The 26,046-nt window shown below is 56.3% G+C and carries 24 protein-coding genes; 9 read left to right on the top strand and 15 right to left on the bottom strand.

Translation table 11 applies throughout. The features are described 5' to 3' along the window. Positions 1–21: 21 nt before the first annotated feature. Positions 22–417 carry a hypothetical protein gene (locus CAP31_RS01065; RefSeq protein ID WP_087445841.1) on the top strand — a complete coding sequence of 132 codons (396 nt, stop codon included), beginning with the start codon at positions 22–24 and terminating at the stop codon, positions 415–417. On the opposite strand, the gene CAP31_RS01060 is transcribed toward CAP31_RS01065, so the two are convergent. The 6 genes from CAP31_RS01060 to CAP31_RS01035 all read right to left on the bottom strand — a co-directional run bounded on the left by CAP31_RS01060 (position 418) and on the right by CAP31_RS01035 (position 9,089). Further along, positions 418–1,698: a nucleotide sugar dehydrogenase gene (locus CAP31_RS01060; RefSeq protein WP_087445840.1), complete on the bottom strand. Its 1,281-nt coding sequence runs from the start codon at positions 1,696–1,698 to the stop codon at positions 418–420. A gap of 10 nt (positions 1,699–1,708) precedes the next feature. Then, on the bottom strand, positions 1,709–2,776 hold the full coding sequence (locus CAP31_RS01055) for an endo-1,4-beta-xylanase (protein WP_087445839.1): 1,068 nt from the start codon (positions 2,774–2,776) through the stop codon (positions 1,709–1,711). Continuing rightward, complete coding sequence (locus CAP31_RS01050) at positions 2,776–3,756, bottom strand: polysaccharide deacetylase family protein (protein WP_223247447.1); 981 nt, start codon at positions 3,754–3,756, stop codon at positions 2,776–2,778. Before CAP31_RS01050 ends, CAP31_RS01055 begins: the two co-directional genes overlap by 1 nt. A 104-nt stretch (positions 3,757–3,860) precedes the next feature. Continuing rightward, positions 3,861–6,725, bottom strand: a complete 2,865-nt coding sequence (locus tag CAP31_RS01045; RefSeq protein WP_087445837.1) for a tetratricopeptide repeat protein — start codon at positions 6,723–6,725, stop codon at positions 3,861–3,863. Next, positions 6,692–8,083: a glycosyltransferase family 2 protein gene (locus CAP31_RS01040; RefSeq protein WP_087445836.1), complete on the bottom strand. Its 1,392-nt coding sequence runs from the start codon at positions 8,081–8,083 to the stop codon at positions 6,692–6,694. Before CAP31_RS01040 ends, CAP31_RS01045 begins: the two co-directional genes overlap by 34 nt. Positions 8,084–8,090: 7 nt before the next feature. After that, the gene (locus tag CAP31_RS01035) at positions 8,091–9,089 is read right to left on the bottom strand and encodes an NAD-dependent epimerase/dehydratase family protein (protein ID WP_087445835.1); all 999 of its coding nucleotides are present in this window, start codon (positions 9,087–9,089) and stop codon (positions 8,091–8,093) included. Positions 9,090–9,356: 267 nt separating this feature from the next. On the opposite strand from CAP31_RS01035, the gene CAP31_RS01030 reads away from it, so the two are divergent. From CAP31_RS01030 to lnt, 3 genes are read left to right on the top strand one after another with little or no spacing between them, the layout of a single operon-like run. Further along, entirely contained in the window at positions 9,357–10,028 is a 672-nt protein-coding gene (locus CAP31_RS01030) for an NUDIX domain-containing protein (protein ID WP_087445834.1), read from the top strand. A gap of 11 nt (positions 10,029–10,039) precedes the next feature. After that, positions 10,040–11,083 carry a quinolinate synthase NadA gene (gene nadA, locus CAP31_RS01025; protein ID WP_087445833.1) on the top strand — a complete coding sequence of 348 codons (1,044 nt, stop codon included), beginning with the start codon at positions 10,040–10,042 and terminating at the stop codon, positions 11,081–11,083. A 19-nt stretch (positions 11,084–11,102) separates the two neighbouring features. Next, positions 11,103–12,533 carry an apolipoprotein N-acyltransferase gene (gene lnt, locus CAP31_RS01020; RefSeq protein ID WP_369802461.1) on the top strand — a complete coding sequence of 477 codons (1,431 nt, stop codon included), beginning with the start codon at positions 11,103–11,105 and terminating at the stop codon, positions 12,531–12,533. Between the two features lie 5 nt (positions 12,534–12,538). On the opposite strand, the gene dut is transcribed toward lnt, so the two are convergent. Both dut and coaBC read right to left on the bottom strand, forming a co-directional pair. After that, positions 12,539–12,988, bottom strand: a complete 450-nt coding sequence (dut, locus tag CAP31_RS01015; RefSeq protein ID WP_087445831.1) for a dUTP diphosphatase — start codon at positions 12,986–12,988, stop codon at positions 12,539–12,541. 8 nt (positions 12,989–12,996) lie between these two features. Then, positions 12,997–14,190: a bifunctional phosphopantothenoylcysteine decarboxylase/phosphopantothenate--cysteine ligase CoaBC gene (gene coaBC / locus CAP31_RS01010; RefSeq protein ID WP_087445830.1), complete on the bottom strand. Its 1,194-nt coding sequence runs from the start codon at positions 14,188–14,190 to the stop codon at positions 12,997–12,999. A gap of 88 nt (positions 14,191–14,278) precedes the next feature. Between coaBC and radC the strand changes: the two genes are divergently transcribed. From radC to rpmG, 3 genes are read left to right on the top strand one after another with little or no spacing between them, the layout of a single operon-like run. Beyond that, entirely contained in the window at positions 14,279–14,953 is a 675-nt protein-coding gene (gene radC, locus CAP31_RS01005; RefSeq protein ID WP_087445829.1) for a DNA repair protein RadC, read from the top strand. A gap of 58 nt (positions 14,954–15,011) precedes the next feature. Beyond that, positions 15,012–15,248, top strand: a complete 237-nt coding sequence (rpmB, locus tag CAP31_RS01000; RefSeq protein WP_087445828.1) for a 50S ribosomal protein L28 — start codon at positions 15,012–15,014, stop codon at positions 15,246–15,248. A gap of 10 nt (positions 15,249–15,258) precedes the next feature. Then, positions 15,259–15,426 carry a 50S ribosomal protein L33 gene (gene rpmG / locus CAP31_RS00995; RefSeq protein ID WP_087445827.1) on the top strand — a complete coding sequence of 56 codons (168 nt, stop codon included), beginning with the start codon at positions 15,259–15,261 and terminating at the stop codon, positions 15,424–15,426. Positions 15,427–15,510: 84 nt separating this feature from the next. On the opposite strand, the gene argB is transcribed toward rpmG, so the two are convergent. Further along, entirely contained in the window at positions 15,511–16,398 is an 888-nt protein-coding gene (argB, locus tag CAP31_RS00990; RefSeq protein ID WP_087445826.1) for an acetylglutamate kinase, read from the bottom strand. 122 nt (positions 16,399–16,520) lie between these two features. Here argB and purE point away from each other — a divergent pair, with 122 nt between their 5' ends. Continuing rightward, entirely contained in the window at positions 16,521–17,012 is a 492-nt protein-coding gene (purE, locus tag CAP31_RS00985) for a 5-(carboxyamino)imidazole ribonucleotide mutase (RefSeq protein ID WP_087445825.1), read from the top strand. 23 nt (positions 17,013–17,035) lie between these two features. After that, positions 17,036–18,157: a 5-(carboxyamino)imidazole ribonucleotide synthase gene (locus CAP31_RS00980; protein ID WP_087448194.1), complete on the top strand. Its 1,122-nt coding sequence runs from the start codon at positions 17,036–17,038 to the stop codon at positions 18,155–18,157. Here the strand turns inward: CAP31_RS00980 and CAP31_RS00975 are convergent, their stop codons facing one another. The 6 genes from CAP31_RS00975 to argA are packed head-to-tail and all read right to left on the bottom strand — an operon-like array spanning position 18,158 to position 26,020. After that, entirely contained in the window at positions 18,158–19,177 is a 1,020-nt protein-coding gene (locus tag CAP31_RS00975) for a DUF3108 domain-containing protein (RefSeq protein ID WP_087445824.1), read from the bottom strand. Between the two features lie 8 nt (positions 19,178–19,185). Continuing rightward, complete coding sequence (purN, locus tag CAP31_RS00970; RefSeq protein ID WP_369802421.1) at positions 19,186–19,812, bottom strand: phosphoribosylglycinamide formyltransferase; 627 nt, start codon at positions 19,810–19,812, stop codon at positions 19,186–19,188. Then, complete coding sequence (locus CAP31_RS00965) at positions 19,812–21,407, bottom strand: ABC-F family ATPase (protein ID WP_087445822.1); 1,596 nt, start codon at positions 21,405–21,407, stop codon at positions 19,812–19,814. Before CAP31_RS00965 ends, purN begins: the two co-directional genes overlap by 1 nt. Positions 21,408–21,441: 34 nt before the next feature. After that, positions 21,442–23,862 carry an EAL domain-containing protein gene (locus tag CAP31_RS00960; protein ID WP_087445821.1) on the bottom strand — a complete coding sequence of 807 codons (2,421 nt, stop codon included), beginning with the start codon at positions 23,860–23,862 and terminating at the stop codon, positions 21,442–21,444. Beyond that, positions 23,859–24,704 (bottom strand): phosphate/phosphite/phosphonate ABC transporter substrate-binding protein, encoded by an 846-nt coding sequence (locus CAP31_RS00955; RefSeq protein ID WP_087445820.1) that lies wholly within the window; start codon positions 24,702–24,704, stop codon positions 23,859–23,861. The genes CAP31_RS00960 and CAP31_RS00955 overlap by 4 nt, the downstream gene beginning before the upstream one ends. Then, positions 24,701–26,020: an amino-acid N-acetyltransferase gene (gene argA, locus CAP31_RS00950; protein ID WP_369802420.1), complete on the bottom strand. Its 1,320-nt coding sequence runs from the start codon at positions 26,018–26,020 to the stop codon at positions 24,701–24,703. The genes CAP31_RS00955 and argA overlap by 4 nt, the downstream gene beginning before the upstream one ends. Positions 26,021–26,046: the final 26 nt, after the last annotated feature.

The raw sequence follows: 26,046 nt of genomic DNA, 5'->3' as shown, positions 1-26,046 counted from the left end.
AATATTCAGAAGCAGATAATCATGGACTGGTCTCATATCATCATCCCCGAAATCCCGGTCGCTGCAATCCTGCAGCACTGCACTTTGGCCAACCTGCCCCGACTGTGCACCGACGTGTATCACGTCGAAGACATTGTCGCGGACGGCTCAACTGCTCGTACCGAATGTCTGTGGGGTGTATTTGAACTGGAATGCCGTCCGATCCGAAATGGCATACGTTACGCATTGACCAGCTGCCCTAATGCTTTTCAGTGGACGGTAACCAGCCGCCACGGCGAAACCGTTGTGCATGGCAGCATCAACCAGATGACGCCGGATCCGGAATTTGCCGAATCCATCGCCGAGTTCCTGCAGAATTTCCATTCAGGTCTGCGACAGCAGGCCCATCGCAACGACAATCCGCCTAGCGAGCCCTGATCACAGCCGCCATACCGACAACCCTGCCGCCTGCAATACAGCGGCATCAAAACGGCACTTGACGTCTACAAAACAGCCCTTGGCAGTGACCTTGGTCAACATTTCCACAATGGGTTTATGCGTAAATTGCTGATGAGCCACGGCGACCACCAGTACATCAGCAACCGGCAACTCATCCCATTCCAGCAGCTTCAACCCGTATTTGTGCTGCGCATCGCTTGCACTGGCTACCGGATCATGAACAGTCACTTCAACGCCGAATGATTCCAGCTCCTTGATCAGATCGATTACCTTGGAATTGCGCAGATCGCTCACATTCTCCTTGAAGGTCACACCAAGCACGTTGATTTTCGCCCCCTTCATGGTAACGCCGTTGCCTATCATCAGTTTGATGGTCTGATCGGCAATAAATTTGCCCATGCCATCGTTGATACGGCGCCCGGCCAGAATCACATCCGGATGGTAGCCGAGCATTTCCGCCTTGCTGGTCAGGTAATAGGGGTCCACTCCGATGCAATGCCCTCCAACCAGACCGGGGCTGAAATGCAGGAAATTCCATTTGGTGCCGGCAGCTTCCAGCACCTCCTGGGAATCTATGCCGACCAGATGAAAGATGATCGCCAACTCGTTCATCAATGCGATATTCAAATCGCGTTGCGTATTCTCGATGACTTTCGCCGCTTCCGCCACCTTGATGCAGGATACTCGATGCACGCCGGCCTCGACGATCAACCCATACAGCGCTGCCACCTGCTCCAGCGTGGATGCGCTGTCTCCCGAGACTATTTTTATCACCCGGCTCAGCGTGTGCTCCCGGTCGCCCGGATTGATCCGCTCCGGGGAATAGCCCACATGGAAATCCTGCTGCCATTTCAGGCTCGATGCCCGCTCGAGCTCAGGTACGCACACATCTTCGGTAGCCCCCGGATAGACTGTCGACTCATAAATAACGATCGCGCCTCTTTTCATATGCTGTCCGACCGTACGGCTGGCATTGACGAGCGGCGTGAAATCCGGCTGATGCGCCACGTCCACCGGAGTAGGCACGGCGATGATAATATAATCCGCCTCGCTCAAAAGGACCGGGTCATCGGTAAATGTAAGCTGTTGCGCGGCACGCAACTCATCGCTGTCCATTTCGTCTCCGGGCGCGATATATTGCCTGAGACTTTCTACCTTGCTACGGGTGTGACTATAACCTATCGTGGGCATGATCTTGCCGAACGCCACTGCGAGTGGCAGACCCACATAACCCAGACCAACTACGGCTACCGTACTCATAAAAAACCTTTCAAGGGGAGCTGGCTCCAGATGCGGACAACACATCCATTAACGCCCGATACGACGGCTTGGCCTGCATCTGCTCATCGAAAATCAGGGCTGCGCCGTTACCCGGGAAGAATTGCGGTATCCATGAATAACGGTCGGTAAACCCCCACGAAGTAAAATTATGGCAATTCTCCGCGGCTAAACAGACGCTCATCATGTTCCGGTAAATCCCGGCCTGTGCTTCAAGCTTGGCCCGGGTTACCGGAAGCTTGATCATCACGTCCATTTCAGTGATATAGACCTGCAGCCCAAGCTGATGCAAACGTGCCATATTGGCACTGACCGCCTTGGTATCGGGCGGATCATCCACGCTGGTATGCATCTGCAACCCTACACCGTTAATCGGCACGCCCTGCTCATGCAGCCTTTGCACCAGTTTGAAAATCGCATCGGCTTTGGCTCCGCCACCGTCGCCACCATAGTCGTTATACAACAGGAGCGCATCCGGATTGGCCTCATGCGCCCATTGAAATGCCAACGCAATATAATCCGGCCCAAGCCCCCGCGACCAGAATGTCTGCCGCATGGCGCCATTATCATCAACCGCCTCGCTCACCACGTCCCAGACATTAACGCGCCCCTGGTAATGCCCAACGATGCGAAAAATATATTCGCGCAATATTTTGCGCAGCTGCGCATGCGTCCAATGCCCTTGGGTCAGCCATTTCGGCAGTTGTTCATGCCATACCAGCACATGCCCATGCACTTGCATATTATGCTTTTCCGCGAAGTCGACCACCGCATCGCCGTCCGCAAATGTATAGCGAAACGGGGCAGGATGCGACTCGGCGAATTTCATGCTGTTTTCCGGAGTCAGGCTGTCGAATTCGCGCGCCAATACTCCGGCATAATCCGTGTCTGTCCGTAACGCATCTTCATCGACGCTGGAACCGATGTGCATGCCTCTGGCCTCGGCTGCCGCGCGCAGCGTGGCCGCAGGCGGCCCCATGTCGGATGCAGCCATCGCAATCAGCGTCTGGGTCAACAGTACGGCTATCATTCCCAATCGGATCATTTCATTCTGTTTCACTAATATCCCCGATAAGCAGTTACTGGCAGACCAGCCAGACCTTTGACAAACACTGGAACCGCTTCATCTTTTTGCGGCGTCAGACCAACCGTAAGCGCCCATTGATCCAGCCAAGACACACCAATCGTCCCGGCATAAGTATTCACCGAGCTATACGCGGGGTCCCGCAACGCATCCGCCAGGGTAATAAATAGATATCCGCGTTGCTTCAGCATAGCGACCAGTTCGCCGAAATGATCGGCATTCAAAGAGTTGGCATGCAACAGCAGCACCTGTCTGATCTGGCGTCCGAACAGCTCCATGGATTGCTGCTCGGCATTGGCCAGAACTTTTCCCATATAAGAAATGTACGCTGCAGCCACGCGCTGCAGCGCGGCCTGATCGCCTTGCTGCTCGGCCCTGTCGTAAGCGGCGGCAAATATCCATTCGGCATGATTCACGGTAACGGGCGCTATGATGTAGCCGCGCCCTGCAAGGAATTTTTCAAATGCGGTTCGGGTCGCAATATCGTTGCCAACCTGCAAATAAGGATGACGAAAATATCGCAGTTTCATGCCGCGCGCCGCCAGCAGAGAGCTGGTTACGGTTTCGCCACGGATAACGTCCTGCTCAAACTGCTCCAGCGGCATGCGGCTGAGCGCTGCATGGGAATAGGTGTGATTGCCGAGCTCGAGTCCTGCATCCAGCCAGTCGCCGAGGCTGGCCACGCTTTGTTCGTCCAGCTGTCCCTGGCGATAAAGCTTGGCCTCATTCACGAAGCCGACTGCCGGAATATGGTTGGCTGTAATCTGCCGCAATAGTTCGTCCGCTCGAGCGCGTAACGTCGTCCAGTTGTTATCTATGCCTCCTTCCACAAACGGCAAATCGTCGAAGGTCACCGCCATCTCACGCTGCGACGACTGGATCGTGAAGTCATCGGCTTGTGCTATTGCACCGGCACTGAACAACAATCCGAGAAAAACAAGCCATTTTGTCATCATCTTCACCGCACAGTCCATTCCGGCCTGACCTCGAACGCTACTCTGACGCACAGAACTACCGGATTTGCAGCCGCAGCGCGAAATCTGCGGCTACGCAGACATCATCAGAAACGCCGGGTCAATATCAATTCGAACATCCTCGACCGATATGCCCCTGTAGCACCCGCACCATAGGATGATAGCGATGCGCGCGCATCCAGCATCCAGTCGCGGTAAAGCCCGAAGAAACCTTCCACGACCAGATCGCCACCCGCGCGGTATCCATCCATGGTGTTATCCTTGTATGGCCCCGCACTGGCGGTAACGCTGATTCCGTTATCATCGTTCAGCTTCCAGTAACTGTAAGCCGTCACCGAATAACGCCGGTACATATTCGGTGCATAGTATCCGTTATTCGGATCTTCCTTGTAGCTGAACCAGCGTCCGCCAATGCCCAGATCGAGATTGAGATATTGATTCCGGACTACGGCACGCCGCGGTGCCAGATCGACCTCCCACCGCGAGTTGCCATCAGAGAAGGTATCGTAAGCCAGCAAACTGTCTATCGTATACCGCAGATCCGGCTGCCAGCTGGTAGTCAGGGTATTGGCGCGACGTTCGATGCCAAGCGAAACAGCGCGCGGCGACACCGCATACACATCCTGCCGTCGGGACAGACGCATGCTGAGATTGTCTTTCGGCTGAAAATCCGCACCCACCTTATAAATAAAGTTATGACTGCCAGATGCAGTGCCGCCGCCTACTTGTGCATCCATCGCTATTTTAGGCGAAAATAAATGACGGGCACCGATCCAGCCCCGGTTATAGTCGGTAGTCGTTTCGCCATTCACGGTTTCGAAACCACTGCCTGCCGCCGCATTCAGCCTTTGCTTGTCAGTCCCTGCAAACACACGGGTTTCCGGTGAAATCACGTACTCGCCATTCACGCCCGCCTGCTTGATCGTGATATCGTCGGAACTCGCCTGATAGCCGAACAGGAAACTGATATTGGAACGCAACGGTGTTTTGATGAAGCGTTGCGTATCATATGTTTCCTTGCTGTCAGGCTGCAGACGCACCAGTTCACTCAAACTGCCGAGTGCCTCACGTGGCCGATGCGCTATGGACAATGCCAGGCTATGTGTAGTAGCCAGCTCATAATCATCCGGCATCGTCGGATGCAAATTGTTGACGATCGCCAAAGCCGGTGTTGGACGCTCTGCCCAGGCCAGCACACGCGCTTTCTGTTTCAGATAAGCCGGCGTTTCGCCATACTGTCGCCGGTATTTTTCCAGCAGTTCCATTGCCAGCGCATAGTCGCCGCGCTCGGCCTCGACTTCGATATATTCTATCCACACGACTTGCACCTGCGGATATTTGGCCAGATAGCGCTTGTAATATTTTGCCGAGTTATCGAGCTGGCCTTGCCAGGCGCTGATACGCGCGATACCGAGTATCGCGCCAGGGTCGCCGGGCGCAATGACCAAAATGCGATTGTAGCTATCCAGCGCAGTCGGATAATCAGAACCCCATGCCGCAAGGTCTGCGCGGGCACGCAAAAATTCCAGATTTTTCGGTTCCAGCTGGACTGCACGCTCTATCGCCGCAGACGCATTCTTCACATCCTTGAGACCGGGATAAGTCTGGGATAACCGATAGAACAGATGGGCATCGTTCTGCGAGAACCGCGTCGCCTGCCGTACCGCCTCTGCCGAAGCGCGATCGTCTCCGGCCAAAGCCTCGATATCCGCCATGTGCAGCCAGTATTCCAGACTTTCACCGAAACGCTGCCGGTAGATTTCTCCGTACTCCTTGACGGCGGCGATATTGCCGCGAGTGGCTTCGTCTTCCATGTATGCCATCATCGCATCCTTGTCCTGAGGATGCTTCGCAAGATAGGCGCGGTAAAGTTTAGTCGACTTTTCCACCTCGCCTTTTTGCGAATAGGCGCGCGCCAGTCCTATCGTGGCGGCCGCATCATCGGGCGCAATGGCCAATACGCGGGAATAACTATCAGCAGCCATGACGTAATCCCGGTTCCAGGCCGCGAGCACGCCGCGCGCGCGCAGGTATTCGATATTATCCGGCTCCAGCTGCACGGCATGATTAATAGCGGCCAGTGCTGCCTTGCTATCCTGGGCAACGGCGTAGGATTGGGAAAGTCGCTGGTAAAGCTTGCCATCGGCTGGTACCAGCCGTGTCGCCTGCTCCAGCGCTTCAGCCACACCTTTCGGATTGCCTGCCACGGCCTGAATATCCGCAGTCTGCATCCATGATTCGGGCGTTGCGCCGAAGCGCTGGCGATAGACATTCAGCAGATCCAGCGCACTGACATATTGTTTGCGTTTGGTCTCTACATTGATGTATTCCTTTAGCGCAGCCTGATCTCCGGTATGACTGTCAACATAACGCTTGTAATTGGCGGCAGCCTGATCCAGACTGCCTTGCCATACCTGATTGCGTGCCAATCCCAGCATTGCTTCCGCAGAACCGGGCTCCAGTGCCAGAATACGACTGTAGCTATCGGCAGATTTCGCATAATCCTGCGCCCAGTTCGCCAGACTGGCGCGCGCCTGCAGGTATTTGAGATTCCTGGGCTCCAGCAAGACAGCCTGATCGATTGCAGCCAAGGCCGCCTTGGGATTCTTGGCAGCCGCATGCGTCTCCGACAGCTTGGCGTAAAGCGCAGCATCCCTGGACGAATAATGAATCGCCTGGTTCAACGCAGCCGCACTCGCATTCATGTTTCCGCGCCGCGCCTCGATATCGGCAATCCGCAGCCACAGATGGGGCTGATCCGGATTGTTTTTAAGCGCCTGCCGGTACACCTCGATCGCATCCGCCCAATGGCCCTTGCTTTCAGCTGCAATACCCGCTTCGGGTACCGTTTCCGCGCTCTGCGCCACGACCGGTACCGACAGAAATAATGCCGTCATCCCGACAGAAATATACTTGTTCATTTGCGCCACCGCCTGTTTCTGAAGATCCATAAATCCGTAGCAAAACGCCCTATCGTAATGAGGTCGAAGAGAATGACGGCATAACGTAATGGCGTCACCAATATTCCCTTCAGGAAATACTCAAGCCGATGCCCCCTGGCAATAATCGCCAGGATACTGACCGATACCGCCGTCTCAGCCAAGAGCGTAATCGCCAGTGGCTCCCATAGTTTCAGGATAATCATGATGGTCATGGCCGCAGGGAAAGCGATCTTCTCGACTGCCGACATAAACAGCACCCAGCCGATGGGGCGGCCATATTTCAGCGTATAGTCCATGCCGAAAGGCTGGCGATATTGTTCCTGAATTTTCCGTTTGCTGGCGATTTCCGCTCCGATCTCGCGGCGTTCGCGGCGTTGATGCAAATATCGCTTGAATGCCTTGAATGGACTGCGCATCAGCTCGTTAAAATAGTAGCAACTTTGCAGGAATGACGACGACCAGAGATAAAGCTGATGCGGGACACGGCCTACTTCCGGTTCCTGGGAGCGTGCATAAACGTCAGTCAGCTGGATATTCCGGAAACCGTTATCGTTCAGTGCAAAGCCGATGAATATATCTTCCGAATTGGTCAGGTCATCGCCCAGCAGTGGCTCGTAATGGTCGAAAATAATGGTCTTCAGCCTGTCCCGGCGGTAGGCAACGGCACAGCCCACCGGATTCAGGATGCTGCCGAAGAATACCATCTGGCCGTGATACACGAATTTCTGCAAATAGAAATACAGTACGTCGCGATACAGATTGGTGATGCCGCGCTGCAGATGCCGCATCCACCCGACTTTCGGATAGATCGACGCTTCCGGCTTGGCAGCCAGGAACTGCTGCAGCGGCGCCGTATCGATCATGGCATGCCGGTCGCGATCGCGTAACGGCAGAATGGTACCGCAGGCGCTGGCGATACCGACGCCCTTGTATAACTCTTCCACCACTCTTTCAATATAATTCTCAGACTCCAGCACCGTATCGCCATCCAGTATGAATTCGACATCGGAATCGAACTCCCTGGACTGGCGCTTCAGCGTCGGGGTTTTCCCTATCGGTTCCTTGCGCGGGATCACAATCAGCTCCATCTTGTTCTGATCGGCGAAGGTATGCGCATACTCGATTGTCTTGTCCGTGCTGCCGTCATCCACCAGAATGATTCGTGTCGGTCGCCTCGTCTGTTTCAACAGCGACGCCAGACAGATCGCAATGTTGCTTTCTTCATTCAGCGCAGGAATGACGACATCCACCGTTGCCTTATGCCAATCCTCGGCAGGCGTCGGGACGGTGTCATCCGGTCCGTGGATCAAACCGATAATACTCAATACCGTATTAGGGCTTAAAACGAAAAAGGGAGTTGTAGCCATAATATCCTTACCCTGTCATGGTTTCAGTAACCGGCTTGCTCATACTGCGCTCCCGGCGGATCAAATCGTCTATCGTGTCGACCAGCGTCCATTTCGGCTCGAACCCGGTCAGCGCTCGCAACTTGTTCAATATCGGCCTGCGATGGGAGACATCCTCGAAATCGACACCGTACGCTTCCCCGTAGCTGAGAAACTTTATCGGCGACGCGCTTTTGGCCCGTTGCACGACGAGCTGCGCCAAATCCTTGATAGCGATTTCCTGATCATTGCCGACATTGACGATTTCACCCTTGGCTGCCGGGGTGGCAGCCAACAAATCCAGCGCCTTGACGATATCGCGGACATCGCAAAACGATCTGGTTTGCGTGCCGTCGCCATACACCGTAACGGGTTGATTACTGATAGCCTGCCGAACGAATGAAGGCACTACCATGCCATATTGAGCGACCTGACGCGGTCCTATGGTATTAAACAAACGTGCAATGATGATATTCAGGCCATATTTCTGGGCATAGGCATAACCGAACGATTCATCAGCCAGCTTGGTCACCGCATAGCACCAGCGCAATCGGCTGCCGGAATGAAAAACCACGGCGTCGGTCTCGGCAAAACCGGCATTTTCATTGAAGCCGTACACTTCCGAGCTGGAAGCGACGATTAACTGAGGATTCCAGCCGCCCTGATGCATCGCCCGCATCACCCGCTCACACCCGGCGATATTGGTTGCCATGACGCTCACCGGATCTGCCAGAACCTTTTTTACGCCGACCACAGCGGCCATGTGATAGATGCGATCGGCCCAGCCGACGGCCTTGTCCAGGCCTGCCCAGGTTACGATATCGGCTTCGTCAAAACGAAACGATGCGTTCCCAAGCAACGGCTTGATATTGTCATAAGAACCGGTATTCAGATTATCAACGACATGCACATTGTCGTTGCGAGAAAGGTGGTATTCCGCAAGATGCGAACCGATAAACCCGGCGCCGCCGGTGATTAAAACATGCATCACTCCCCCTTGTAATAACGGTATTTTTATACTTCGGGATCATTTTATTCTTTAAATATGCAATTCCATCTTGGCAGAAATTTTTAGAAGTGCCAAGGAATTTTTTACATAACATCAAGCCCCTGATTTTTCATTGCTTCACAGCAACTTGATCCTTGAATTTTCAATGGCAGCGAGCACGTCGGGCTCGTGATTTTTTAAGCGGGGAGTTGACATAGTGTCAAACTCACACTATCGTATCAGTGTATTCTTTACACTTTGTCATCCATGCCACCATTTTGTTACGAATATCCGCACCCGGCACTGACCACCGATATCGCGCTCTTCACCATACGCGAGGAGAAACTGGCCATTTTGCTGATCCGGCGTCGTGCCGAGCCGTTTCAGGGCTGCTGGGCATTGCCCGGCGGCTTTGTTGATCCGGACGAATGTCTGGAAGATTGCGCATTGCGCGAACTGGCCGAGGAAACCGGCATCACCGGCGTATATCTTGAGCAGTTGTATACGTTTGGCAAGCCGGACCGCGACCCGCGCGAACGCATTATCAGCGTGGCCTATTATGCGCTGGCGCCATGCGAAGTACTGTCCCCGGTTGCCGGATCCGATGCGGCCGAAGTAGCCTGGTTCAATCTCGATGCGTTACCGGCACTGGCATTCGACCATCAGGACATTATCCATCTGGCACAGCAGCGCCTGCGCGCAAAGCTCGACTATTCGACGGTGGCGTTCGGCCTGATGGCTGAAACATTCACGCTGGGAGAATTGCAGAAGGTCTATGAAACCATACGTGGCGAGGCCTTGGACAAACGCAATTTTCGCAAACACATCCTGGCGCTGGGCATACTGGCTGAAACCGGCGCAAGCCGGCGTGTCGGCAATCATCGCCCGGCCAAGCTGTATCGCGTTGCCCATCCCGGCGCGGTGTATTACATTCGATAGCGAGGATATCCATGACTATCCAATCCGTGCTGAACATGCCGGCCATGCCCAAAATCATCGCTCCGCCGATGGTCGAAGAAACCTTATCCGATAGCGAGCGCGCGACGCTGGTTGCCCGCATCAAAACCCTGATGGCGCAACAGAACGCCGTGCTGGTCGCGCACTATTACACCTCGGCCGATTTGCAGGATCTGGCCGAAGAAACCGGCGGCTGCGTCTCGGATTCACTGGAGATGGCGCGCTTCGGCCATGCCCATGCGGCCAGCACCATCATTGTGGCCGGCGTCAAATTCATGGGCGAGACCGCCAAAATCCTCAATCCGGAAAAACGCGTATTGATGCCCGACCTGGACGCCAATTGCTCGCTGGACATGGCATGCCCGGCCGACGCATTTACCGCATTCTGCGACCAGCATCCGGACCGCGTCATCGTGGTCTATGCCAATACCTCGGCAGCCGTCAAAGCCCGCGCCGACTGGGTGGTCACCTCCGGCACTGCCGTTAAAATCATCGAGCACCTGCACAAACAAGGTAAAAAGATACTGTGGGCGCCCGACAAGCACCTTGGCGAGTATGTGCGCACCACCACCGGCGCCGATATGCTGTTATGGCAAGGCTCTTGCGTCGTCCATGAAGCCTTCAAGGCGAAGGAGCTCGCCGCGATGAAACTGGCGCACCCGGATGCTGCCGTGCTGGTTCACCCCGAGTCGCCGGAAGAAGTCATCGCGCTGGCCGATGTGGTCGGGTCCACCACCCAGATTATTCGTGCCGCGCAAACCCTGCCCAATCCGGAATTCATCGTCGCCACGGATAACGGCATCTTCCACAAGATGCATACTGCGGCGCCCGGCAAGATATTCCTCGAAGCCCCGACCGCCGGCGCCGGCGCGACCTGTAAAAGTTGCGCGCATTGCCCGTGGATGGCCATGAACGGATTACGCAATCTGCTGCAGGTGCTGGAAACCGGCGCCAATGAAATTCACATTAGCGAGGCTGTCCGCGAACGCGCGGTATTGTCGATACAGCGGATGCTTGATTTTGCCGCGCAGCACTGACCGGCTCCGTCAGGCCGGACTGGCACTGGCCGCCCTCACTCTGGGGGCGATCAGCGTACTCGGATTTGCGCCGTTCGACTGGTTCCCGCTGCCGTTATTCACACTCGCGGGGCTGTTCTGGCTATGGCAACGCCAGCCATCCGCCAGCGCAAGGCTCGGATTCGTGTTCGGCCTGGGCTATTTCGGCGCCGGAGTGTCGTGGATTTATACCAGCCTGCATACCTATGGCGAGATGCCCTGGACGCTGGCGGTGTTGGCGACCCTGCTGTTTGCGGCCTTCCTGGCCTTGTTCCCGGCTGCTGTCGGCTATCTGTACCAGCGCTGGCGCGGTGCCGCCATGTTGAGCGTACCTGCTGCATGGATGCTGTCGGAATGGGTACGCGGCTGGATATTCACCGGCTTCCCCTGGCTCGCCGTCGGCTATTCGCAAGCACCGGCCAGTCCGCTGGCCGGATATGCGCCCATTATCGGCGTCTTCGGCCTGTCGCTGATTCTGGCATGGTCGGCGGCAGTATTGGCATGGCAACCGCGGCGCTACGGCTGGTTAGTGGTGCTGATCTGGGTCGCTGGTGCAGGGCTCAAATTCATCGCCTGGACACAACCGCAAGGGGCTGCGTTCAGCGTCAGTCTGATACAGGGCAACATCAGCCAGTCAATCAAATGGCAACCGGAACAAGTGCTGACCACCATGCGCGAATACCGCGACATGGTCGCCAACAGCCATGCGCGCTTGACCGTATTGCCCGAAACAGCGATACCGCTATTCTATGACGAAGTCCCCAAAATCTATCTCGACGATCTTGCCACCTACGCCCGCATCAATGGCGGCGACCTCTTGCTGGGCATCCCCGAACGCTCGGCGGATGGCCGCTATTACAACAGTGTCATGAGTGTAGGCACGGCGGCCACCCAGTTCTACCGCAAATCCCATCTCGTGCCGTTCGGCGAATATATCCCGCTGAAGCCGATATTCGGGCGCATCACCGAAGTGCTGCACATACCGCTGTCCGACTTCTCTCGCGGCGCACTGACACAGGCGCCGTTCAAAGTTGCCGGTCAGCGGGTCGCCGCCAATGTTTGCTATGAAGACGTATTCGGCAACGAGATCATCCGCCCGCTCCCTGCCGCCAGCATCCTGGTCAACGTCACCAACGACGCCTGGTTCGGCGACAGCATTGCGCCCTGGCAACACCTGCAGATCTCGCAAATGCGCGCTCTGGAAAGCGGCCGGCAGATGCTGCGCGCTACCAATACCGGGGCGACAGCCGTCATCGGCATCGATGGCGTAGTGCAGCAAGTGCTACCGCTATTCACCCGCGCAACACTCACCGCCACGGCCCAGGGTTATCAGGGGTTGACGCCGTTTGCGCGCTGGGGCAACCATCTGGCTTTGCTGATTGCCGCGGGGATGCTGACCAGCGCGCTGGTTTATGCGCAAAAAGGACGATAAGACGTTTAACGTCCGGTGCTGCCGAAACCGCCTTCGCCGCGTTCCGAAGCAGTAAAATCCTCAACCACGTTGAACTGCACCTGCACTACCGGCACCATCACCAGCTGGGCTATGCGCTCCAGCGGGTTGATGGTAAAGCTGGTATGTCCGCGATTCCACATGGAAACAAACAGCTGGCCCTGATAATCCGAATCGATCAGACCAACCAGATTGCCTAGCACGATGCCATGCTTATGTCCGAGTCCCGAACGCGGCAAAATGACAGCCGCCAGATCAGGGGTACCGATATGGATCGCCATGCCGGTAGGAATCAACAGGGTCTGCGCCGGCGCCAAGTCTATCAGCGCGTCGATACAGGCACGCAAATCGATGCCTGCCGCACCCGGAGTAGCGTAGCTGGGCGGGTGGTCATGCAGACGGGCATCGAGAATTTTCACATCTATGGTACGGGCCATGGTTTTTCCTAACGTGAACGAGTGTATAAATCGGCAAGATGAGCGATCAGCTGCCGCGCCAGCGTAAGCTTGTCGGCTTTAACCAAGTGATGTGCGCCCCGGTCGTCAAGCAGGATCAGCTCGTTATCGTCGCTGCCGAGCGCATCCTGGGCGCGATTCACCGCAAGCAGCGGCAGATGTTTGCGCTGGCGCTTGGCTTCGCCGTGCTCCAGCAACTGCTCGGTTTCAGCAGCAAAACCCACGCAGAAAGGTGGATTCGGCAGCTGCGCTACCTGACCCAGAATATCGTCATTGGGCACCAATGTCAGCGTCAGCGTAGCATCGGTTTTTTTCAGTTTGTTGACATGGGATTGCTGCGGACGATAATCGGCGACAGCGGCAACGCTGATGAAAATATCGGCATCGGCGACATGCTGACTCACCGCCTGCAACATCTCCGCGGCACTTTCAACATGAATGACGTGCGCCGCTGGCGGCGGAGTAAGGCAGGTCGGGCCGCTGATCAGCGTAACGCGGGCGCCGGATTCCAGCGCCGCACGGGCAACGGCATATCCCATCTTGCCCGAACTCAAATTGGTCAGCGCCCGCACCGGATCGAGCTTTTCCAGCGTCGGCCCGGCGGTGATCAGCACGCGCTTGTTCGCCAGCAAGGGCGGGATGAACCGGGCAACGATGGCATCGTATAAATCGGCCGGCTCCAGCATGCGCCCTTCGCCGACTTCACCACAGGCCTGCTCACCGGCGGCCGGCCCCAGCAGCATCACGCCGTCTTCAGCCAGCTGGCGCACATTGCGTCGGGTAGCCGGATGCGCCCACATCTGCCGGTTCATCGCCGGGGCGAGCATAAGCGGGCAGGTGCGTGCCAGGCATAACGCGGACAGCACATCGCCCGCCAGACCATGCGCCAGCCTGGCGATGAAATCCGCCGTCGCCGGCGCCACCACGACCAGATCGCTGTCGCGGGTGAGCTGGATATGCGCCATGCCGTTGCTGCTGGTGTCATCCCACAGATCGGTAATCACCGGCAGCCCGGATAGCGCCTGAAAAGTCTTGGCGGTCACGAAATGCGTTGCCGCTGCCGTCATCGCCACCTGCACCCGCGCGCCCGCCTTGACCAGACGGCGCGTCAATTCGGCAGCTTTATAAGCGGCAATGCCGCCAGTGACCCCTAACAGGATGCGTTTATTGTGCAATTCCGGCATGATTATGACCGTGCGCGTAAAAAGCGCATTTTACCTTATAAAATCAATACGCAGAATTTACGCATAAAAACAATGAAGGGGGAAATGCATGGCGATTACCGACTGGCCGGAGGATGAACGTCCGCGCGAGAAACTGCTGTTACGCGGGGCCGCAGCGCTGAGCGACGCCGAATTACTGGCGATTTTCCTGCGTACCGGCATACCCGGCAAAAGCGCAGTGGATATGGCAAGAGAACTCATCGGCGAATTCAGGAACCTGACCCGGCTGTTTGCCGCCAGCCATCAGGAATTTTGCGCCTTCCCCGGACTCGGCGATGCCAAATACGCGCAATTGCAAGCCGTGCTGGAAATGGCGCGGCGTGCGCTGTCCGAAGAAATGCGCCAGACCGACGCCCTCAACTCCCCGGCCGCAGTACGCGATTATCTGCGCCTGGCGCTGGGCGGCAAGGCGCATGAAGTCTTCTGCGCGGTATTCCTGGACAGCCAGAACCGTGTGCTCGCAGTCGAAGAACTGTTTCGCGGCACCCTGAATCAGGCCAGCGTCTATCCACGCGAAGTGGTCAAGCGCGCGCTGGCGCATAATGCCGCCGCATTGATCCTGGCGCACAATCACCCTTCCGGCGTTGCCGAGCCCAGCCGGGCCGACGAAGCCCTGACGCAGGCGCTGAAAACCGCGCTGGCGCTGGTGGACGTGCGCGTTCTGGATCACTTCATTGTCGGTTGCGGCGAAGCAATTTCTTTTTCCGAACGCGGTTTGCTTTGACTTCTACTATAAAAACATGGTATAAATCGCGTTTTTCCGAATTCCGTGGGAGGTCGCTATGGCCCGTGTATGTCAAATTACTGGCAAATCGCCAATGTCTGGGAACAATGTTTCCCACGCCAACAACAAAACCAAACGTCGTTTTTTGCCTAACCTGCAATCTCGCCGTTTCTGGTTAGAAGAAGAGAACCGCTTTATCCGTTTGCGTGTGAGCACCGCGGCACTGCGCACTATCGATAAAAACGGCATTGAAGCTGTGTTGGAAAAAATGCTCGCCAATGGCGAGAAGATCTGAGGAGTAAGACATGGCTAGCAAAATCCGTGAAAAAATCAAACTGGAATCTACTGCAGGTACTGGTCACTTCTACACCACCAGCAAAAACAAGCGCACCACGCCTGAAAAACTGGAATTCATGAAGTTCGATCCAAAAGCCCGCAAGCACGTGCTGTACAAGGAAATCAAGCTGAAGTAATCCAGCTGCACCGGGTCTGTTGACCGGACAATAAAAAACCCGCTGCTTAGCGGGTTTTTTATTGTCCGCCGAAGACCGGCCAGCTCAGCTGCGTTTGATCAACGTACCCACACCATCCTTGGTCAGAACTTCCAGCAGCAAGGCGTGTTCCACCCGCCCGTCGATGATGTGCGCAGTTTGTACGCCATTCTTGACCGCATCCAGCGCACAGTTGATTTTCGGCAACATACCGCCGTAAATCGTGCCATCATCGATCAATTCGTTGACGCGCTGCGCCGACAGGCCGGTCAGCAGCCCGCCTTCCTTGTCCAGCACACCCGGGATATTGGTCATCAGTATCAGTTTTTCCGCACGCAGCGTCTCGGCCAGCTTGCCTGCGACCAGATCGGCATTGATGTTATAGGCTTCGCCGCCTTCGCCCACGCCCACTGGCGCAATCACCGGGATAAAATCGCGCGTATCCAGCAGCTGAACCAATTCCGGATCTATTCCCAGCACTTCACCAACCAGCCCGATATCCAGCTTGCTACCAGGGTTCTCGCGGTCCTCAATCAGCATCTTTTTGGCCCGTATCATGCCGCCGTCCTTGCCGGTCAGGCCTACCGCCTTGCCGCCATGCTGGTTGATCAAGTTGACGATCTCCTTGTTTACCAGACCGCCCAGCACCATTTCCACCACATCCATGGTTTCCCGGTCAGTCACGCGCATGCCCTGGATGAACTCGCTCACCTTGCCGACGCGCTTGAGCTGTTCACCGATTTGCGGGCCGCCACCGTGCACGATCACCGGATTCATTCCCACCAGCTTCAGCAACACCACATCGCGGGCAAAACCTTCCTTGAGCTTGCCATCGGTCATGGCATTGCCGCCATACTTGATCACGATGGTCTTATCAAAGAAGCGCTGAATATACGGCAAAGCCTCGGACAGAACATTCGCCTTGTCGCCGGGGGTAAAATGGGTGGTGGGCATAATCGACCTTTCAAACGAGATGCTGAATTTTAACCCAATTGCACTGACTGATTACTCAGTGTTGCCGGGTTTTTACAAAAATCAGCTAAAATAGCGCTTTCGCTTACTTACCACTGATCAACATGAGCACACCACAAATCGGCATCGTCATGGGCAGCAACAGCGATTGGGAAGTGATGCAGCATGCGGCACTGATGCTGAAGTCATTCGGCGTGGCATTCGAAACGCGCGTGGTATCAGCCCACCGCACGCCCGATTTGTTATTTGAATACGCAGCCAGCGCACAGGCGCGCGGCTTGCGCGCAATCATTGCCGGTGCCGGCGGGGCAGCTCACCTGCCGGGCATGCTGGCGGCGAAAACCACGGTGCCGGTACTCGGCGTACCCGTACCGTCCAAATACCTCAAAGGCATGGATTCGCTGCTGTCGATCGTGCAGATGCCCAAAGGCATCCCGGTCGCCACTTTCGCCATTGGCGAAGCCGGGGCAGCCAATGCCGCACTGTTTGCCGCGGCCATGCTGGCAGGCGAAGATACCGCACTGGCAGCGAAACTCGCCGCCTTCCGCACCAGCCAGTCCGACACCGTGCTCAACATGAGCTTACCCGAAGCATGACTGCAGAGTTCGATATGAGCAAGATGATACTTCCCGGCGCAACTCTGGGCATGCTCGGTGGCGGCCAGCTGGGACGCATGTTCACTGTCGCCGCGCGCACCATGGGCTATCGCGTCATGGTGCTGGACCCGGATCCGCTGAGTCCCGCCGGACAGTTTGCCGACACCCACCTGTGTGCCGACTATCAGGATACGCAAGCCCTGGCGCAAATGGCACAGACTTGCGCTGCGATAACGACCGAATTCGAAAACGTGCCCGCCAACACACTGCGCAATCTGGCCGCGCACTGCCCGGTCAAACCCAGCGCAGAAGCTGTCGAAATCGCCCAGAATCGTGTCGCGGAAAAATCCTGGCTACGCCAGCATGGCTTTGCCACTGCTCCGTTCGCAGTCATCAGCAACGCTGATGATCTGGTTGACGCCAGCGCTGCAGTCGGATTCCCTGCCGTGCTCAAGGTATCGCGCTTTGGCTACGATGGCAAAGGTCAGGCCCGTGTCGCCGATCTGGCCCATGCGCAAGCCGCCTTCGCCGGCATGGGCGGCGAGGTGTGCGTCCTGGAAAAAATGCTGACGCTGGAATGCGAACTCTCGGTCGTACTTGGACGCAATGAAAGCGGCGAAGCCGCGCTGTATCCGGTATCGGAAAACATCCACGAAGCCGGCATACTGGATATCAGTATCGTCCCTGCACGGGTAACGGATGCGCTGGCGGCGCAGGCGCGGGAAACCGCGCTGGCGATTGCGCACCGGCTCGATTACTGCGGCGTCATGGCCGTGGAGTTCTTCGTGGTCAACGGCGGCCAGCTCACGGTCAACGAAATCGCTCCGCGCCCGCACAACAGCGGGCATTACACGCTCGATGCCTGCTTATCCAGCCAGTTCGAAATGCAGGTGCGCACGCTGTGCAATCTGCCATTAGGCGCCACTGCGCAACATACGCCGGCCGTCATGGTCAATCTGCTCGGCGACGTATGGGGCGACAGCCAGCCCAACTGGGCGGCATTGCTGCGGTACCCGCAAGCCAAATTGCATCTTTACGGCAAGCAAAGCGCGCGACCCGGGCGCAAAATGGGGCATTACACCTGCGTGGATCCGTCCCTGGAAGCTGCGCTGGCGCTGGCGAAACAGATACGCGCGGCGTTATAGTCAGTTATTCCGCATCCCCGTTATCACCTGTTCGATCACGCCATATTTGCTGTGATTGATCCGGATTTTAACGGGGACGAAATTGTAATCCTCAGCCAGCCAGACATCCATTGCGTCTTCGTCCTCCTCGGCAGGACGGGAGAGATGCAGGACATTCAGCTCGCCCAGCGCGGTATTCATGATTTCCTCACCCACCACCAGCGCATGATAGGGCTTCAGGCTTTTGCCGGTGGTGACATGCAGCAACATTGCGTCCGGGAACGGCGAGCGTACGGCCAGCTGAAAAATCACGCTGAGCACATCCTGGGCGTTATCCTGCAAAGGTACCGAGAATGCCTGATTGTTTTTGGTGATCGTCACTGTCTTGCGCGCGTAATCGAAATGTGCCGCGGTGGTTTTATCCGGCGTAGCGCGCCCGCGCTGTATCCAGAAATCGTCCGGCGCCAAACCGAACGGAGTAATTTTTCCGCGGCTGATCTGAACCAGCTTGCCCGGCAGGAACAACGAGAAAATACCCGTGCCTTCCGTAATACTGGTCAGCGTATAACGACCTGCCTCGGCCACCCAGATATAACTGGCCCTGCCGATAGCAAAGCCATCAGTGCCCTTGACTACCTTGTACTGGATCTCGATTTTTCCGGGCAGGGCATTCAATGCAGGCGTATCGGCGACCGGCGTATTGTCCGTGGCCGGGGAGGTGTCGCTCGGCGTATCCGATGCGGTCTGAGTTTGCTCCGGCTCGATCGGCGGTGACTCGCTGACAGGTGCCGTCACTATAGGCGGGGGCGGCGTTGCAGGACGAGAGCGGGGTTTGGAATGATGAATCGGCTTGGGCGCGACTTTGATTTTGACGGGCTTGGGTGCAGGAACGGGCAGGGGTAACAGACGCGCTTCGATTACGGTAGCGTCCGGCTCGTCATTGACAGGCAATGCAAACCTCACGCCGGTCAGCAAAACCGTGTGCATCAACAACGAAATCAGCAACGCAATAATGAAAATGCGCTTGGCACGCCGTTGCATTTACGCCCCTAAGTGTAGAAGACTGACTGTTCAGATCCTTTGTCGCCTAACAAGTTTACCTTACCGTCATTGCTCACTACCAGCCGCCGTTCAACGAACCAGCGCACCGCAAGCGGATAAATCTGATGTTCCGCGACCAGTACCCGGGCACCCAGCGTTTCTGCGCTGTCGTCGCTGCGCACTGCGACAGCCGCCTGCACGATCACCGGACCGTGATCCAGCGTGGGCGTAACCAGATGTACGGTGCAGCCGTGAATCTTGACGCCATCTGCCAAGGCGCGGGCATGGGTATGCAAGCCCGGATAGCTCGGCAGCAAGGACGGATGGATATTCATCAGCCGGCCGGCGTAATGCTGCACGAACTCATCGGTCAATATCCGCATATAGCCGGCCAGCACCACCAGATCGGGAGTATGGCGGTCGATCAACTGCATCATCGCCTGATCGAATTCGGCCCGGTTTGCAAAACCGGTGTGTGCGAGCCCGTGAGCGGGAATACCCCTATCCCGTGCCAGCTGCAACCCTTTTGCGTCCTCGCGGTTGCTCAGCACCGCCGCCACTTCGGCAGGCAAATCCGCGTCCAGTATCGCCTGCAGATTGGAGCCCCGGCCGGAAATGAGGATGACCAGTTTCATCAGGCAAGTCCGCGGCTGGCGAGATACTCCTCGTAATTGCCGTTGAAGATTTCCGCTTTCTGATCGCGAATCTCAATCAGGCGCGTTGCCAGGGACGATACGAACGAACGGTCATGCGAAACGAAGATCACGGTGCCTTTGTACAGCTCGACCGCGGTATTGATGGATTCGATGGATTCCATGTCGAGGTGATTGGTCGGTTCGTCCAGCACCAGCACATTGGCCTTGCTCAGCATCAGCTTGCCAAACATCATGCGCCCCTGCTCGCCGCCGGACAGGACGCGGACGGATTTTTTCACGTCGTCGCCGGAAAACAGCAATTTGCCCAATACGCTGCGGATGGCCTGATCGTCTTCCCCGGATATCGCCCATTGCTTCATCCAGTCGAACAGATTGAGATCGCTGTCGAAATCAGCAGCGTGATCCTGCGCGTAGTAGCCGATTTTGGCATTTTCCGACCATTTCATGCCGCCTGCCAGCGCCGCCATTTCACCGATCAGGGTTTTAACCAGCGTCGATTTACCGACGCCGTTCTCACCAATAATCGCAATGCGCTCCCCGGCTTCAACGATAAAACCCAATTTGGAGAACAGCGGCTTGTCGTAGCCGATAGCCAGATCGGTGACTTCCACCACATTACGGTGCAAGGGTTTTTCCTGCTCGAAACGGATGTACGGATACTGGCGCGAGGAAGGCTTGATCACGCCCATATCCTGCTTGAGCTTGTCGATCTGTTTGACCCGTGAAGTTGCCTGCCGCGCCTTGGACGCATTCGCAGAGAAGCGCGATACGAAGGTTTGCAGCTCGGCAATCTTTTCCTTGGCACGGGCATTGGCCGCCTGCAGCCCTTCCCGAGCTTGCGCTGCAGCCGTCATGTACTCGTCATAGTTGCCCGGGAACAACTGGATCTTGCCGTAATCCAGATCTGCCATATGCGTACAGATCGAATTGAGGAAATGGCGATCGTGGGAAATGATGATCATGGTGCAGGAACGCTGGTCGAGGATATTCTCCAGCCAGCGTATCGCATTGATGTCGAGGTTGTTGGTAGGTTCGTCGAGCAGCAGGATATCCGGGTTGCCGAACAGGGCCTGCGCCAGCAATACGCGCAGTTTCCAGCCCGGCGCCACTTCCTTCATCGGCCCATTGTGCTGGGCGCTGGGGATGCCTAGCCCCAGCAGCAGCTCGCCGGCGCGGGCTTCGGCGGAATAACCGTCCAGCTCGGCGAATTTGCCTTCCAGATCGGCAGCGCGCATGTAATCGTCTTCGGTAGCCTCGGGATTGGCATAAATCGCGTCTTTTTCATGCTTGACGGCCCACAAATCGGCATCGCCCTGCATCACCACATCCAGCACGATCTGATCTTCATAGCCAAACTGGTCCTGACGCAGCCAGCCGAGTTTATCACCGGTATCCAGCGCGACATGCCCGGAAGTAGGGGCCAGCTGGCCGGCCAGTATCTTCATGAAAGTGGATTTGCCACTGCCATTCGCGCCGATCAGACCATAACGGTTACCGTCGCCGAATTTAACCGTAACGTTTTCGAACAGGGGCTTGGCCCCAAACTGAATGGTGAGATTTTGAGTAGCAATCACGATAACAACCTAACAAACTTAAGAACGCACTATTCTACACCGAACGCAGGGGTTTAGACGAGGAGCCTATGTCTGTACCGGGCTGGTCGAAATAGTATCCCTGCACCATATCCACCCCCAGTTTTTTAACCATATCAAACACATCGCGGTTTTCCACGCACTCGGCTACCGTGGTTTTTCCCAGGCCTCGCGCCACATCGACGATGGCTTTAACGAAAAGCTGATTATCCAGTTCATTACAAATGTTCTGGATGAACAAACCATCGATCTTGAGCATGTTGGCATTCAAATATTTCAGATACGCGAACGATGAGAAGCCATTGCCGAAATCATCCAGACTCACGCCGCAACCCATTTCCCGCAATGCCTCGATAAAACGCTGTGCATCCTGCAAATCCGACAATGCCGCGGTTTCCGTGATTTCGAACATCAGGCGGTGATGATCGACCTGAGACAACTCAAGCTGCTCCGCGATAAAACCGATCAGCCCCGGGTCATCCAGCGAGCGTCCGGACAGGTTCACTGCCAGCGCCGGAAGTTCAGGACGCTCGGCCAGCATTTTCAGACTTTGTGTCAACACCCAGCGGTCTATTGCTAATATCTGACCGGATTGCTCAGCCACCCCGATAAAATGACTGGGCATGATATATTCGGTCGAATCCGGTCTGTCGCGCATCCTGATCAGGACTTCACAGTGCGACAGCTTTCCGGTTGCAACGATATAGACTCCCTGAAAATGCAATTCAAACAGATGCTCTTCCAGAGCCCGATCGATGCGCTGATTCCACTCCATGCGCAACACCATCTCCCGCGAGCTATCCAGATCCGCCTGATAACTGCGCCAGCTGTTCTTGCCTGCCTGTTTGGCCTGATACATCGCCGCATCCGCCCGCGCCACCAGCTGATCGGAATCATTTGCGTGGGCCGGATAAAGCGCAATGCCGACACTGGAAGTCAGGCGCAGATCGCGCTCTTCGAAGCGAAACGGAATCTGCGCGACGGCGTTGACGATCCGCGCAGCGAGCACTTGCGCATCGACATCGCTCACATTCGGCAATAAAATCGCGAATTCATCGCCGCCGAGCCGATACAAAACCTCACCCTGCCTGACCAAAGCGCTGATAACACCGGACACACGGATCAGAATAGCATCGCCGGCCCTGTGCCCGAAAGTGTCATTAATGTACTTGAAGCCATCCAGATCGATAAACAGCAGCGCGCCCTGCTGCTCATGTCGCGCCTTGCTGAATATCTGGACCAGCGCATTCTCGAAGCTGCGACGGTTATACAATCCGGTCAGTGCGTCGCGCTCCGCCAGATAGACCAATTGTGCTGCGGTCTGGCGCTCGCGGGTCACGTCCTCAAAAATCCATAACGACCCCATTACCTGACCGTCATCCGCCAAGACCGAACGCGTCGCATGGGTGACCAGCCGGCCATCCGCCATCTCGATTTCAAATTCGGTCATCCCGCTACCAGGCCGCATCGTACGCGCGACATGCTCGGAAAAATGCGCGGGATTGACCAGCGCAGCGTTGGAATCTTCCAGTAAACTCATCGCGGACTGGCCAATGATCTGTTCCCGGTCCTGGATCTGCCAGATTTGCTCAAATGCCGGGTTGCAGTAAATCACGCGTCCTGCATTGTCCACGAACACGATCCCCATGGTCATCGCCGACAGCAAAGCCACCAGCCGCGCCTCCTCTTCGCGTACATACGCCAACGCGTCGCGTTGTCTGACTTCTGCATCCTGCAAGTCGCCGATACGCTGCTGCAAACTTTCTGCCATGGCATTGAATGCGGCATTGAGCTGACCTACCTCATCTTCGGTATCTACCGGCAATTTGATATGCAAATCGCCCGCAGCCAGACTCTGGCTGGCCGTAGCCAACTGACGCAGATGCCGCGTCAGCCAGATACTCATTACCAGCAGCAGCAGAAAGGCAACCAGCTCGGTTATGCTCGCCACCAGAAACCCCTGTTCGAGCAAATATCGCTGCGCCCGCTCAGCCAGTTTGGTAGATAACCCGAAGTGCAAGGTGCCATAACGGGTGCCGTCGATTTCTATTGGCAGCATATTGTCCATAACCTCGGACAAAGCGATATCTGCCCGAGCGCGATGCTGACCCGCCTTGATTTCAGCGGGGACATCGCCTGCCGAAGCAACGAATTTGCCGTCTTCATCCACCAGCCATAAATAACTGATGCCTTCGTCCCGTTGCACATTGCTGAGCAACGTATGAATGCCTGCAAGATCACGCTGAAATAACGCATTGGACAGATTGGCATTGAGCAGGGGGCGCAATTCGTTCACCCGTACCTGATTCTGCTTGGATAATGTACGATTGAACAAGGTAACGGTGCTGTAACCCAGGGCAAACAAAACCAGCAGTTGCACGATCAGCGCAGCTGCCAGGATTTTAAGCCACAACGGAAAACGCACGTTGAGTTTCATTCGTTTGTCCGATTCAACATCGCCTTGGTAATCAGGGCATAAAGCTCGATAGGCTCAAGTGCACTTGGTTCGGCAGCAACGATGGTGCCGACATGAAAAGTTTTTATAAAAACGCTACCTGACGGCGTGCGGCTAAAAGCCAACAGCGCGCTGCGAACACGTTCACATAAAGCCGGGGGCAAACGGGCATTCGTCATGACAAACTGGCTGGGCACTGCCGCCGTTTCCGCGACAACGCGTAATTGCGATTGCACTTCGCCCGCCATTTGCTGAAACGGCAAATTGCCTACTACCGCACAATCCGCTTTCTCTATCATGACTGCAAGTGCAGCATTGGCGTGGTTGTTATAAATTGCCAACCGGTAATCCACATTGGGTGTCAGCCCGAGAGTCTTGAAATAGTTCAATCCCAACTGACTCACTATCGACAGCGGATCGACCATTGCCACGGTTCTGCCACGGCAGTCAACTGCGGTGCGGACATCGGCATCGCGCCTGGCGATAACCACGCCGGTCACCGGACTGGTAAACGTAGCCAATGGCCGATAATCCGACTCGACCATTGCCAGCCAGGCCAGATGCGGCGCCGTCACTAATATATCGAACTGGTTCTTGCGCGTTGCACGGTAAAAGGCGCGAAAATCCTTGGCGGAAAACAGATTCACCTTGCAATTCAGCTGCTGCTCTAGATAATCAGCCAACGGCCGATACAGCTCGATTAATTTATGCGCCGGCAGGTTGGGGAACAACCCCAACGTCAAAGTCGCCGGCTCGGCTCGCGCTGCAGCCGGCAAACCCGTCAGCGCAAGCGCTGCACATAAGCGACGGCGGGTTAAATTCATAAAGCCTTGACGAACACTTTTGAACGGCGCTGATAATTGTAAAGGGTCTGTTTCTGCATAGGCAGTTCGCCCACACCGGCATTGACAAAACCGCGTTCTACAAACCAATGTGCAGTATGCGTAGTCAGGACAAACAAGCGCTCGAATTTCGCCTTGCGCGCGGCTTTTTCCACCGCCTCCAGCAAGGCATCGCCGCGGGCATTGCCGCGATAATCCGGATGTACCGCCAGACAGGCCAGCTCGCCCACCCGCTCCTCAACAAACGGGTACAGCGCGGCACACCCGATCAGCATGCCGTCGTGTTCAAGGACGATGAAGCGCTCGATCTCCATTTCCAGCCGTTCGCGCGAGCGCCGTACCAGCATGCCTTCTTCTTCCAGCGGATGAATCAGCTGCAATATTCCGCCGACATCGTCTATCGTCGCCGGCCGCAGGGTTTCCAGCCGCGCCGGTGTCAGCATCGTACCCACGCCTTCATGGGTAAACAGCTCGGTGAGCAGCGCGCCATCCACATGCCGGCTGATCATATGTACGCGGCGCACGCCCTGCTGGCATGCGGCAATCGCGCAGGGCAGGTAATAGCCCACGTCGCCGGTCAGCGCCCTGTGTTGCGCAAGTATCTGCTGCGCCTCGGGCACGGTCAGGATACGCAGCAAATCTCCCGCGTCGGTTTGCACGCCGTCCGTTTCCATTAAAAATATCAGCTTGTCCGCAGCCAGCGCCTGCGCCGCCGCCGTGGCCACATCCTCCAGCGACAGATTGAAAATCTCGCCCGTCGGCGAATAGCCCAAAGGCGACAGCAGCACGATGTCGTTATCGTCCAGCCGCTGCCGTATCGCAGCCGCATTGATTTTGCGCACTGCGCCGGTATGCAGCAAATCCACTCCCTGACGCACGCCCAAAGGCCTGGCAGTGACGAAATTGCCCGAAGCAACGCGAATGTCGGCATTCGCCATCGGGCTATTGGGCAGCCCCATCGACAACAGCGCCTCGATCTCGACCCGCACTTCGCCTACCGCCTCTTTCACGCACGCCAGCGCATCGGCATCGGTCACGCGCAAACCGTCCACATAGCGAATCGCTGCCTGCCGTTCCGTCAAATGCGCCTCGACCTGGGGACGCACGCCATGTACCAGCACCAGGCGCACGCCGAGGCTGTTCAGCAGATTCAGATCATGCGCCAGCCTTGTGAACTGGCCGTCAGTCAGAACTTCGCCGCCGAACGCCAGCACAAAGGTCTTGCCGCGAAAGGCATGGATGTAAGGCGTAGCGGCACGAAACCAGTCAACGAAGGAAGTAGGCGGCATGGTAGGCATTATTATTAGAAACTTTCCCGGGAAAG

It is taken from the genome of Sulfuriferula sp. AH1, from assembly GCF_002162035.1.
GTDB lineage: Bacteria > Pseudomonadota > Gammaproteobacteria > Burkholderiales > Sulfuriferulaceae > Sulfuriferula.
Note: the sequence above shows the minus strand (reverse complement) of the source record. Positions and strands in the feature narration are given on the sequence as shown.

Bases quoted from the DNA above. Each gene is read 5' to 3' on its own strand.
- argB (WP_087445826.1), bottom strand. From the start codon at position 16,398: ATGCCCACCACCCATTTTACCCCCGGCGACAAGGCGAATGTTCTGTCC.
- CAP31_RS00955 (WP_087445820.1), bottom strand. From the start codon at position 24,704: ATGAATTTAACCCGCCGTCGCTTATGTGCAGCGCTTGCGCTGACGGGT.
- CAP31_RS01065 (WP_087445841.1), top strand. From the start codon at position 22: ATGGACTGGTCTCATATCATCATCCCCGAAATCCCGGTCGCTGCAATC.
- CAP31_RS01060 (WP_087445840.1), bottom strand. From the start codon at position 1,698: ATGAGTACGGTAGCCGTAGTTGGTCTGGGTTATGTGGGTCTGCCACTC.
- radC (WP_087445829.1), top strand. From the start codon at position 14,279: ATGGCGATTACCGACTGGCCGGAGGATGAACGTCCGCGCGAGAAACTG.
- rpmG (WP_087445827.1), top strand. From the start codon at position 15,259: ATGGCTAGCAAAATCCGTGAAAAAATCAAACTGGAATCTACTGCAGGT.
- CAP31_RS01045 (WP_087445837.1), bottom strand. From the start codon at position 6,725: ATGGATCTTCAGAAACAGGCGGTGGCGCAAATGAACAAGTATATTTCT.
- CAP31_RS01050 (WP_223247447.1), bottom strand. From the start codon at position 3,756: ATGATGACAAAATGGCTTGTTTTTCTCGGATTGTTGTTCAGTGCCGGT.
- CAP31_RS00980 (WP_087448194.1), top strand. From the start codon at position 17,036: ATGATACTTCCCGGCGCAACTCTGGGCATGCTCGGTGGCGGCCAGCTG.
- CAP31_RS00975 (WP_087445824.1), bottom strand. From the start codon at position 19,177: ATGCAACGGCGTGCCAAGCGCATTTTCATTATTGCGTTGCTGATTTCG.
- CAP31_RS01030 (WP_087445834.1), top strand. From the start codon at position 9,357: ATGCCACCATTTTGTTACGAATATCCGCACCCGGCACTGACCACCGAT.
- purN (WP_369802421.1), bottom strand. From the start codon at position 19,812: ATGAAACTGGTCATCCTCATTTCCGGCCGGGGCTCCAATCTGCAGGCG.
- rpmB (WP_087445828.1), top strand. From the start codon at position 15,012: ATGGCCCGTGTATGTCAAATTACTGGCAAATCGCCAATGTCTGGGAAC.
- coaBC (WP_087445830.1), bottom strand. From the start codon at position 14,190: ATGCCGGAATTGCACAATAAACGCATCCTGTTAGGGGTCACTGGCGGC.
- CAP31_RS00960 (WP_087445821.1), bottom strand. From the start codon at position 23,862: ATGAAACTCAACGTGCGTTTTCCGTTGTGGCTTAAAATCCTGGCAGCT.
- dut (WP_087445831.1), bottom strand. From the start codon at position 12,988: ATGGCCCGTACCATAGATGTGAAAATTCTCGATGCCCGTCTGCATGAC.
- CAP31_RS01040 (WP_087445836.1), bottom strand. From the start codon at position 8,083: ATGGCTACAACTCCCTTTTTCGTTTTAAGCCCTAATACGGTATTGAGT.
- purE (WP_087445825.1), top strand. From the start codon at position 16,521: ATGAGCACACCACAAATCGGCATCGTCATGGGCAGCAACAGCGATTGG.
- argA (WP_369802420.1), bottom strand. From the start codon at position 26,020: ATGCCTACCATGCCGCCTACTTCCTTCGTTGACTGGTTTCGTGCCGCT.
- CAP31_RS01035 (WP_087445835.1), bottom strand. From the start codon at position 9,089: ATGCATGTTTTAATCACCGGCGGCGCCGGGTTTATCGGTTCGCATCTT.
- nadA (WP_087445833.1), top strand. From the start codon at position 10,040: ATGACTATCCAATCCGTGCTGAACATGCCGGCCATGCCCAAAATCATC.